This is a genomic window from Streptomyces sp. NPDC031365 (assembly GCF_055569765.1).
The window spans coordinates 20,080-29,837 of the sequence record NZ_JBVIIM010000050.1 but is presented as its reverse complement, the minus strand read 5'-3'; the positions used below and the strand labels follow the sequence as shown (position 1 = coordinate 29,837).

10 protein-coding genes are annotated in these 9,758 nt (G+C 72.1%); 2 read left to right on the top strand and 8 right to left on the bottom strand.

Annotated features, from left to right (window positions below):
- Nucleotides 1–264: 264 nt before the first annotated feature.
- Both ACZ5C2_RS37395 and ACZ5C2_RS37390 read right to left on the bottom strand, forming a co-directional pair.
- The gene (locus ACZ5C2_RS37395; RefSeq protein WP_468801239.1) at nt 265–939 is read right to left on the bottom strand and encodes a lytic polysaccharide monooxygenase auxiliary activity family 9 protein; all 675 of its coding nucleotides are present in this window, start codon (nt 937–939) and stop codon (nt 265–267) included.
- Nucleotides 940–1,137: 198 nt separating this feature from the next.
- A complete protein-coding gene (locus ACZ5C2_RS37390; protein ID WP_468801238.1) occupies nt 1,138–1,770 on the bottom strand; it encodes a GNAT family N-acetyltransferase in 633 nt (210 codons plus the stop codon).
- A 106-nt stretch (nt 1,771–1,876) separates the two neighbouring features.
- Between ACZ5C2_RS37390 and ACZ5C2_RS37385 the strand changes: the two genes are divergently transcribed.
- Complete coding sequence (locus ACZ5C2_RS37385) at nt 1,877–3,004, top strand: YihY/virulence factor BrkB family protein (protein WP_468801236.1); 1,128 nt, start codon at nt 1,877–1,879, stop codon at nt 3,002–3,004.
- Between the two features lie 87 nt (nt 3,005–3,091).
- On the opposite strand, the gene ACZ5C2_RS37380 is transcribed toward ACZ5C2_RS37385, so the two are convergent.
- Entirely contained in the window at nt 3,092–3,544 is a 453-nt protein-coding gene (locus ACZ5C2_RS37380) for a flavodoxin family protein (protein ID WP_468801234.1), read from the bottom strand.
- Nucleotides 3,545–3,675: 131 nt separating this feature from the next.
- Here ACZ5C2_RS37380 and ACZ5C2_RS37375 point away from each other — a divergent pair, with 131 nt between their 5' ends.
- Nucleotides 3,676–4,329, top strand: coding sequence for a class I SAM-dependent methyltransferase (locus ACZ5C2_RS37375; RefSeq protein ID WP_468801233.1), 654 nt, complete (start codon nt 3,676–3,678; stop codon nt 4,327–4,329).
- 353 nt (nt 4,330–4,682) lie between these two features.
- On the opposite strand, the gene ACZ5C2_RS37370 is transcribed toward ACZ5C2_RS37375, so the two are convergent.
- The 5 genes from ACZ5C2_RS37370 to ACZ5C2_RS37350 all read right to left on the bottom strand — a co-directional run bounded on the left by ACZ5C2_RS37370 (nt 4,683) and on the right by ACZ5C2_RS37350 (nt 9,254).
- Complete coding sequence (locus ACZ5C2_RS37370; protein ID WP_468801231.1) at nt 4,683–5,033, bottom strand: ArsR/SmtB family transcription factor; 351 nt, start codon at nt 5,031–5,033, stop codon at nt 4,683–4,685.
- 148 nt (nt 5,034–5,181) lie between these two features.
- The gene (locus ACZ5C2_RS37365) at nt 5,182–5,604 is read right to left on the bottom strand and encodes an ATP-binding protein (RefSeq protein WP_468801229.1); all 423 of its coding nucleotides are present in this window, start codon (nt 5,602–5,604) and stop codon (nt 5,182–5,184) included.
- Nucleotides 5,601–7,256, bottom strand: a complete 1,656-nt coding sequence (locus ACZ5C2_RS37360) for a SulP family inorganic anion transporter (RefSeq protein ID WP_468801241.1) — start codon at nt 7,254–7,256, stop codon at nt 5,601–5,603. Before ACZ5C2_RS37360 ends, ACZ5C2_RS37365 begins: the two co-directional genes overlap by 4 nt.
- Nucleotides 7,257–7,454: 198 nt before the next feature.
- On the bottom strand, nt 7,455–8,054 hold the full coding sequence (locus ACZ5C2_RS37355) for an Rv1733c family protein (RefSeq protein WP_468801228.1): 600 nt from the start codon (nt 8,052–8,054) through the stop codon (nt 7,455–7,457).
- 126 nt (nt 8,055–8,180) lie between these two features.
- Nucleotides 8,181–9,254 (bottom strand): zinc-dependent alcohol dehydrogenase family protein, encoded by a 1,074-nt coding sequence (locus ACZ5C2_RS37350; protein ID WP_468801226.1) that lies wholly within the window; start codon nt 9,252–9,254, stop codon nt 8,181–8,183.
- Nucleotides 9,255–9,758 lie beyond the last annotated feature (504 nt).

The following is a 9,758-nucleotide window of genomic DNA, read 5'->3' as shown; positions in this document are numbered from 1 at the left end:
CCACCCCCCAGGTCATCCGTTCGACAGGGGGACACAGTCATGCCGGACCCGGAGGCCAGCGGCCCTCTTGCAGGACCGCGAAAAACATAACGGGGTCGGCATGGGATTCCCACGCCCCATACGCAGAAGGACCGCCGCGCGTTCAAGGCCCTCACGATTTCTCCCCGGCATCTCGGAGAACGCAGGGCCCCAGGGACACCAAGTCCCCGCCGGACCGGGTGCGTCCGGCGGGGAGTTGAGGTTGGAAGGTGAACTCGGCGCGGCTCAGCCGAAGTTCACGTCACTGCACAGGAAGTACGTCTGGTCCATGTGCGAGGCCTGCCAGATCGTGTAGACGACATGGCGGCCGCTGAGGCCGGACGTGCTCACCGGGATCGAGTAGTTCTGGCTGGGGGCGTACGAGCCGGTGCTGGCCACCAGTTGCAGGTCACCCCAGCTCAGCGCCCGGGTGGCGGGGTCGAAGCCCTGCCGGGTGACGTAGACGCGGAAGTAGTCCGCGCCGTGGCTCGCCTGGTCGTACAGCCGGACCGTGAAGTTGTCGTTCACGTCCGTCGTCTTCCAGGCGCCCACGGCGTCCAGGGAGTTGTAACGCCCGCTCTCGGTGTGCCCGCCGCTGCACAGCTGGCCGTCGGGGACGACGGCCTGGAAGTTGCCGCCGGAACCGTTGCGGTAGAGGCCGTTCCAGTTCCACATGGCGTTGGGGTTGTCCTGCCATGCCTGCCAGCACATGGGGTCTTCCTGGGCCATCGCCGGATTCTGGAAGTCGCTCCCCCAGCGCTGCCAGCAACCGTAGTTGCGGGACGCGGGGTCGACCACGGAGCCGTGGGCGACGGCGGTGCCGCTCCAGGGGATCAGACAGAGCAGCGCGGCCACGACGACGGTCAGGGCGGGCGAGAGACGGGACCGGGGCGATAACACGTCATGTACATGCCAAACCATGCTGCTCCTTCTTTCCGCTGTGGGGGTCGTGGGGATACGGGCTCGCGGCACCCGCCTGCTTCGTGGGAGCGCTCCCAGAGCACAGGCTGCGCCTGATGAAGCGGGGTGGCAATGCGCATTTGCGCCACTCCCCGGTGGCCGTGGCGCGTTCGATGCGTTCGATGCGTGCGATGCGTTCGGCGAAGGAGACACCGGCCGTCAGAGCCGGTCGAGACCTCCCGTGGTGCGCCCGAGACAGACGACCGAGTCGTCCATCGGCACGTCGATCTCCTCGAAGCCCATACGGTCGTAGAAGGCCCGGGCGGGCTTGTTGGCCACCGCCATCACGAGGTGGACGGACGGCACTCCCCCGTCCCGCAGCGCGGTGAGGAAGGTCCGCATCAACTGCCGTCCGTGACCGCGGCCCTGCCACTCGGGCAGCAGGTCGATGTGCAGATGGGCCGGCCAGGCGGCCAGTTCGGGGACGACCATCCGCTCGGGATGGTGCAGCAGCCAGGCGATCTCCTCGTCCGGCGTCCTCGGCGGCCCGGACGGCTCGGGATGGCGGTCGGCGACCAGGGGGAGCCATGCGGCACGGAAGGCCCTGGCAAAGCGGGCCGTGTCAGCGGTGCCGACGATGTAGCCGACCGCCCGCCCCTGCCCGTCGTCCAGCACGAAGGCCAGTTCCGGCTCCAGATGGACGTAGGGGGCCGCGAAGGTGGCGGAAAAGACACTGGGGTCGGCGTAGTGGGGGCGGCTGTCCTGGCCGATGTGCGCGGTGCGGACGCAGATCTCGTCGAGGGCCGGCCGGTCCTCGCGTCGGTACGGGCGAATCCTGGGGAACTCGGTCATGCTGGGAATCGTGCATCCCTGGGAGCGCTCCCACAACTCCTTTCCGGCCACGATCCGGTCCTCGCGGTGCGGGCGTGACATGCCGGTCGCTGGTTACTCGGCAGCCATGAAGCTGCACATCCCGGGGCGTAACGACAGGCAGGCCCATGAGAACGCGACGGACGAGCGCCGTGCGGATCACGGGGCGCGGCGCGCGGCACCGGACGAGCCCCGACCGGATCATGAGACGCAGCGCGCGGACCCTGACGAGCCCGGGCCGAGCGACGAGGTCGAACAGGCGGCTCCGGATTCACCGGCCAAGCTGCCGAAAGGGGCGTGGGGCGGGGCCCTCAAGGGCAGCCTGCACGAGTTCAAGGACGACGAGCTCACCGACAGGGCCGCGGCCCTGACGTACTACGGAGTGCTGTCCCTGTTCCCCGCGCTGCTGGCTCTGGTGTCGATCCTGGGCCTCACCGGCAAGTCCACCACGGACAAGGTGCTGGAGAACGTCCAGGAGCTCACCGCGCCCGGTGCGGCCCGCGACATCATCACTCAGGCGATACAGCAGTTGCAGGGCAACGCGGGCATCGGCTCCATCGTGGCGATCATCGGTCTGGTGCTGGCCATCTGGTCGGCGTCGGGCTATGTGGCGGCGTTCATGCGCTCGGCGAACGTGGTCTACGACATGCCCGAGGGGCGTCCGGTGTGGAAGGTGCTGCCGGTGCGGATCGGGGTGACGATCGCCCTGATGGTGATGGCAGTGATCAGTGCGCTGATCGTGGTGTTCACCGGCGGGCTGGCCCGGCAGGCGGGCGATCTGCTCGGCCTGGGCGACACCGCGCTGACCGTGTGGTCGATCGCCAAGTGGCCGGTGCTGATCGTTCTGGTCACCATGATGATCGCACTGTTGTACTGGGCGGCCCCGAACGCCAAGGTCAGGGGGTTTCGGTGGGTCACTCCGGGGAGTTTCCTGGCGCTGGTGATCTGGCTGATCGCCTCCGCCGGGTTCGCCCTCTACGTCGCCAACTTCGGCTCGTACAACAAGACGTACGGCACGATGGCCGGTGTCATCGTGTTCCTGATCTGGCTGTGGATCACCAACCTCGCCATTCTGCTGGGACTGGAGTTCGACGCGGAGATCGCCCGGCAGCGGGCCATCGCCGGAGGCCATCCGCCGGAGGCGGAGCCGTACACACAGCCGCGCGACACGCGGGCCTGGGACGAGGAGGACCGACGGCGGATGGACGAGACCTGACGGCGCCGGCGGAGAACGGCCGTCTCAGTACCACGGTCAGGCGGTGACGGTCGTCCCGGCCCCGGTGGCGGGGCGGCCGTCTCAGTCTCAGTCCGTCAGGCCCGCCGCGACCGTGGCGCCCAGTTCCCAGCACCGCTCGACGGCGGCCTTGTCCGGCTCGCCGGTGACCGTCACGGTCTCCGCGACGCGCCGCCAGCCCAGGCCCGTCGTGACGGTCTCGATGCCCCGCAGCGCGCCGGTGACATCGCTGCCGCCGTGCACGTACGACCCGAAGGGCCGGCCCCGGGTGGTGTCCAGGCACGGGTAGTAGACCTGGTCGAAGAAGTGTTTGAGCGCTCCCGACATGTAGCCGAGGTTGGCCGGGGTGCCGAGGAGGTAGCCGTCGGCGTCGAGTACGTCGGTGGCGGTGGCGGACAGTGCCGCCCGCCTCACCACCCGCACGTCCTCGATCTCCGGAGAGGTGGCACCGGCCAGGACGGCTTCGAACATCGCCTGGCAGTTGGGCGAGGGGGTGTGATGGACGATCAGCAGAGTCGGCACACCCCGACCCTGCCGTGCCGGTCGCCGCGTCCGCAAGCCGGGCCTGACCTCGCCACGTGCGGTGCCCCGTTGTAACGACGCCACGGGGGTGGCACGATGCCCCGCATCGGTACACGGAGACGGGGTGTGTCTTGGTCGACGAGGAACACGGGTCACCGGCGGCGGCGGTGTTCGACGCGCTGGGCAGCGAGTACGAGAAGGCGTTCGCCTCCTCGGCGGCCCACCGGGCGTCCCTTGACTGGCTGCTCGAACGGCTGGCGCCCGGCAGCCGGGTCCTGGACGTGGGCAGCGGCACGGGGCGGCCCACGGCCGCCGTGCTCGCCGGCGCCGGGCACCGGGTGCTGGGCGTCGACGTGTCCCCGGTCATGGTGGAGCTCGCCTCACGGCAGGTGCCGGAGGCCGAGTTCCGTTGCGTGGACATCCGTCGGATGACTCTCGAGGACGCCTCCTTCGACGCGGTCTGCGTGTACTTCGCTCTGCTGCAGATGTCCCGGGCGGAGCAGTCCGGTCTCCTGCACCGACTGGCGCGGGCACTGCGGCCCGGCGGCCTGTTCGCGCTGTCCACCGTGCCGCTGGACGTCGAGGAGTTCGACGGGGTGTTCATGGGACAGCCCGTGCGGGTCACCAGCTTCGCGGCGGAGGACCTCATCGCCCTCGTGCGGGAGGCGGGGCTGACGGTGCAGTCGGAGGCGAGCGTGATGTTCACCCCGACCCATCCGGACGCCCGGCCCGAGCCACACATCTTCCTGCACTGCCGCCGCTCGGACGGGGAACCCGCCGGCTGACGCCCGCGCAGGTCCCCTCTGGGCCGGGGCGCCGGTATCCGGCGAACCGTCGGCGGCCGAGCGTCGCCGTGGTCACGTGCACGTCCTGACACCCGCCGGAGGCCTCCGGGCCGGTGGGGCGACCGCGCCCCGTCGATGTCCTGCCCGGCCACCGGGCCGGGCAGGGTGGCACCCGCCGAAGCATGCCGGCCGGAGGGGCAGGGCCCCCGGCCGGCGGCGCTCCGCCCGGCTGTTTCCCGCGCCCGTCACTCGCCGAAACCGCCGAGGACCTGACCGGCCGGGCGTGGTCCGGCGGTGTCGTTCCGGGTGGGTCCGGGGCGGCCGGTCGTACGGCAGTGAGCGGTGCCGTGTGCTTACGGCAGCGGCCTGGCCTCCTTCTGGGCGGCCTGGAGGTCCGCGAGGAGTTCGGCCTGGCCGGCGAGGACGCCGGAGAGGATGGTGCGGGCGACCCGGAGCAGGTCGGCCACATGCGGGCTGGTCAGCGAGTAGTACACGGTCGAGCCCTCCTTGCGGCCGACCACGAGGTTCGCCCGCCGCAGCACCGCCAGCTGCTGCGAGAGATGGGCCGGTTCGATGCCCACCTCGGGAAGCATCTCGGCGACCGCGTGCTCACGCTCGCTGAGCAGCTCCAGTACGCGGATCCGGGCGGGGTGGCCCAGGGTTTTGAAGAACTCGGCCTTCAGCTGGTACAGCGGCGTGGTCATCGTGCCGTCCCCTTTCCGGCGCGGCAGCACGGGCCGGACAGCCGCTCCTCGGTCCATCGCCTCATCTGTTCCTCGACACCCGCCTCGACGTTTTCCGACATTAGCAACTTCATACATCTCGGCCGTCCGGCGGCCGTGTCCGGCGGCCTCACAGCGGAAGCGTGATCCAGATGCTCTTGCCCCGGCCGTCGGCGTCGCCCCGCACCACGGCGGTGCCGCCCAGGCCGTGGGTCAGTTCGACGACCGTGGCGAGGCCTCCCGGTCCGGCGCCGCCCGGTCCCGACAGCCGAGGCCGGTGGGGGTGGCGGTCGTGCACGGCGAGGACCAGGCAGTCGGGACTCGCCGCGTAGACCACCGTGGTCTGCGGGGAGAGCTCGGCCGCGTGCCGGACGCTGTTGGTCACCAGTTCACTCAGGATCAGCAGCGCCGGGCCGACCGCCGGGTGGCGGTCACCGATGCCCCACTCGGCCAGGGCCCGTTCCGCGGTTTCGCGGGCGACACGCACGGCACCGGGACCGGTGGGCAGGGTGAGCACATGGCGGTACGGCAGCGTACCCAGTGCGGGGGTCACGGCGCCTCCCGGGTGGGTGCCGGCACGGTGGCCCGGGGCTCGGCGGTCCTCCGCAGGACACCCTGGTGTTCCAGGTGGGCGCGGGCCGCGCCGATCGCCCCGGGTGTGGTGGCGTATTCCCGGCCCTCGTGCCGCAGCAGCTCCAGGACGCCCACGGAGGCGAGCGCACGGCGGTGGGCCGGGCGGATACCGGAGGCCAGGACGAGGATGCCGCGCCGTCTCAGCTTTGTCACCGCGTCCTTCAGGACCAGGGCACCGGTCGCGTCGACGACGCTGACGTGGGACATGCGCAGGACGACCACGCGCACGTCGGCGAGTTCCGTCAGTTCCAGCAGGAAGCGGTGGGCGGCGGCGAAGAACAGGGGGCCGTCGATGCGGTAGGCGACGATGTGCTCGGCCAGCAGTTCGTACTCCTCCTCCGTGTGGTCGCCCCGGTCCAGTGGCAGCGGGGCGAGCCGGGCCTGGCGGGCGACCGCGCCCAGCGCGAGAACGCCGGCGACGGCCAGACCGATCATCACTGCCTGCACGAGGTCGAGGACGAGCGTGGCGGTGGCGGTCAGGACCAGGATCACCGCGTCGGAACGGGTGGCGCGGGTCATCGCACGCAGCGAGCCGACCTCGACCATGCGGACGGCGGTCGCCAGCAGCACGCCGGCGAGGGCGGCGAGCGGGATCCGCGACACCAGCGGGGCGGCCGCGAAGACGATCACGGCGAGGACGGCGGCGTGCGTGAGCGAGGCCAGCCGGGAGGCCGCCCCGGTACGGACGTTGACAGCCGTGCGGGCGATCGCTCCGGTCGCCGGCACGCCACCGAACAGCGGAGCGGCGATGTTGGCGAGGCCCTGCCCGAACAGTTCACGGTCGGGGTCGTGCCGCTGTCCCACGGTCATGCCGTCGGCGACGGAGGCCGACAGCAGCGACTCGAGGGCGGCGAGCGCGGCCACGGCCAGGGCGGGCGCGAGCAGGCTGCCCAGGGCCGCGGTGTCCACGAAGGAGAGAGAGGGAGCGGGCAGACCCGCGGGCAGGTCCCCGATCGGCCGGGCCCCGTCCAGACCGGCGACCTGCGCCACGACGGTGGCCCCGATCACCGCCAGCACGGAGAACGGTACGGCCGGCTTCCAGCGCGCGCCGAGCAGCATGGCGACCGCCACGGCGAGCGCCAGCGCCAGTGCGGTCCAGTTGGGGGCGCGGACGAACTCCTGACCCGCCCGCCAGGCCACCACCAGGACCCGCTCGCCCCCGGGCTCGGGCACGCCGAGTGCGTTCGGGATCTGCTGCAGTCCGATCACGCAGGCGATGCCCAGCGTGAAGCCCTCCACCACCGGAGCGGGTACGTACCGCATGCTTCCCCCGGCCCGCAGCAGTGCCAGGGCGACCAGGATCACACCCGCCATCAGACCGACGGTGAGCACGCCCCCGGGTCCGTGGTCGGCGACAATCGGCACGAGCACCACCGTCATCGCCCCGGTCGGCCCGGAGACCTGAAGGTTGGAGCCGCCGAACACGGCCGCCAGGGCCCCGGCGACCACGGCGGTGGCCAGCCCCGCCTCCGCGCCGAGCCCGGAGGAGACACCGAATCCGAGCGCGAGCGGCAGCGCGACGACCGCGACGGTCAGGCCGGCGAGCAGGTCCCGGCGGGGATGGCGTCGCATCTGTTCCAGGTCGGCGCGGGTGGGCAGCAGTGACGTGATCCGGGACCGGACTCCGGTCTGCGACAGCGGTACGGACACGGGCCCTCGACTTCACTCGCGACTGGATGGCGAGTACAAGCATGTAGGCAATTGCGAAATTTTGCAATTCAGCAGGTCATAAGCTTCGACCGGTGCAGTGCACACGTCACCGCCCGGCGTTCAGCCCGTCATCCGCTTCCGCCACGACGGTTCGACCTGCCGCCACTCCGTCTCCCATTCGGCCAGCCGCCGCCACTGCAGCCGGGAGCGGACGAGCCATCCGCCGGCCAGGACCAGTCCCCCGGTGGCGACGGCGACCGTGAGGCCGGCCATGACGATCTGGAAGCGCGCGTCCGCGCCCTTGGGCGGCGCGGCGGCGAGCCGGCCCGCGGGGTCGTTCCACACGGTGACCGCGGCCCCCGCCTTCGCCCTCGCGTCGACCTCCGTCCGGCCCGTGCGGCTGGTGCCGTCCGGGGCGGTCCACCGCACCCTGGCCCAGACACCGCCGTCCCCGTCCTCCGCCACGGACGCGGGCAGCGCGTGGGCGGCGTCCTCCACGAGTACGGCCGGCACCGTACGGGTGCTCTCGCGGCGGTCCTCGATCGCCCCGTCCACGACGCCGGCCGCCGCGACGCCGGTGAACGTCCCGATCAGCAGGGCGAGGACGAGGGTGGCGAGCAGCAGCCACGCCTCGACGAGATCGCTGCGGCGGCGCAGCGGATTCCTCCGCCACCGCCACAGCCGCACCCTGTGTGGCCTCGCAGCACGCGTCCTCGCCATGGGAGGTCACCTCCTCACGCGGGTGCCGGAACGGCGCCACCTCTCCAGGGTGGACCCTCGGACCCCGGTCCGGCACGGGGCCGAACGGCCCGTTCCCCGGCACGGCGGCGGCCGGGTCCGGGCCCGTCAAACCGTCGGGCGGACGGGGACCACTTCGTGCTGCGGCACGCCCAGCACGACCTTGAGCGCCCCGGTCTCGGCGGCGTTGCCGAAGACGTCGTACGCCTCCTGCATGTGGTCGAGCGGGAAGGTGTGGGTGACCAGTTGGCGTGTGGGCAGCCGGCCGGCAGCCGCCATCCGCAGCAGAGCGGGGGTGGAGTGGGTGTCGACGAGTCCGGTGGTGATGGTGACGTTCTTGATCCACAGGTCCTCGAGGTGCAGGGTGGCAGGCGCGCCGTGCACCCCGACGTTGGCGAGGTGGCCGCCGGGGCGCACCATGCGGGCGCACAGTTCGAACGTCTCCGGAACACCCACCGCCTCGATGACCACGTCCGCGCCGAGCTCGCCGGTGAGGTCCCCGATCAGCTGCTCGGGTCCCTCGCTCGCGTCGGCCACGGCATCGGCACCGAACTCCTTGGCCGCCTGCAGCCGGGAGGCGGCCAGGTCCACGGCGACGATGCGCTCCGGCGCGAACAGCCGGGCGGTGGCGATCGCGGCGAGCCCGACGGGCCCCGCACCGACCACGGCGACCGTGTCACCGGGGCGGACCCGCCCGTTGAGCACGCCCACCTCGTAGCCGGTCGGGAAGATGTCGGCGAGCAGCACGGCGTCCTCGTTCGCGACGGCGCCGGGCAGCGGGTACACCGAGAGATCGGCGTACGGGACCCGGACGTACTCGGCCTGGGTGCCGTCGACGAGGTGGCCGAGGATCCAGCCTCCGCCGCCCCGGCACTGGCCGTACATGCCCTCGCGGCAGTAGCCGCAGCGCCCGCAGGCGGAGATGCAGGAGATCAGGACCCGGTCCCCCGGGCGGACGGTGCGGACGTCGCCGCCGGTCTCGACGATCTCGCCGACCGCCTCGTGACCGAGGACGGTGCCGGGGCGGACCGCGGGCACGTCGCCCTTGAGGATGTGCAGGTCCGTCCCGCAGATGGTGACGGCGTCGACACGCACGATCGCGTCGCCGGGTTCCTTGATCTCCGGGTCGGGAACCTCTTCCCAGGCGGACTGCCCGGGGCCGTGGAAGACGTAGCCCTTCATACCGATCCTCACCCTTCTCGCTCTGCGGCGGGCCGCGGCACCACCGGACGCGCCCGCGCCCGCCTGCGTCGGCGGGGCCCGGGTGGGTGCCGGGACCGCCCCTGCACTTCCAGTCTGGACGCAGGACGGCGGATCCGCTCGGGCCGGGCGGTGGCCCCTGCCCCGCCCCTTGCGCGTACCGGCCCTGTTCCTGTCGCACACGCGCCATTGGGGGTCCCCTGCCGCCGAGGTACTGCGCGCCACCTCCCGGCGGCAACTCGCCGGGAGGGGCCGGCCACCCGTGCCGGGTGTTTCCTCCTCCCGCCCGTGGTGGCACACCTCCCGACGGTGGCTGCCCGGGCGCCCGGTCCCTTTCCCGCCCCTCGGCGCCCCTTCCCGTCCCCGGGCGCCCGGTCCCTTTCCCGCCCTCGGCGCCCCTTCCCGTCCCCGGGGGCTCCGCCCCGGACCTCTGTCCGCGCCCACGCGGCGGCACATCGGCACAGCCCCGCGCCCCTTCCTGTCAGC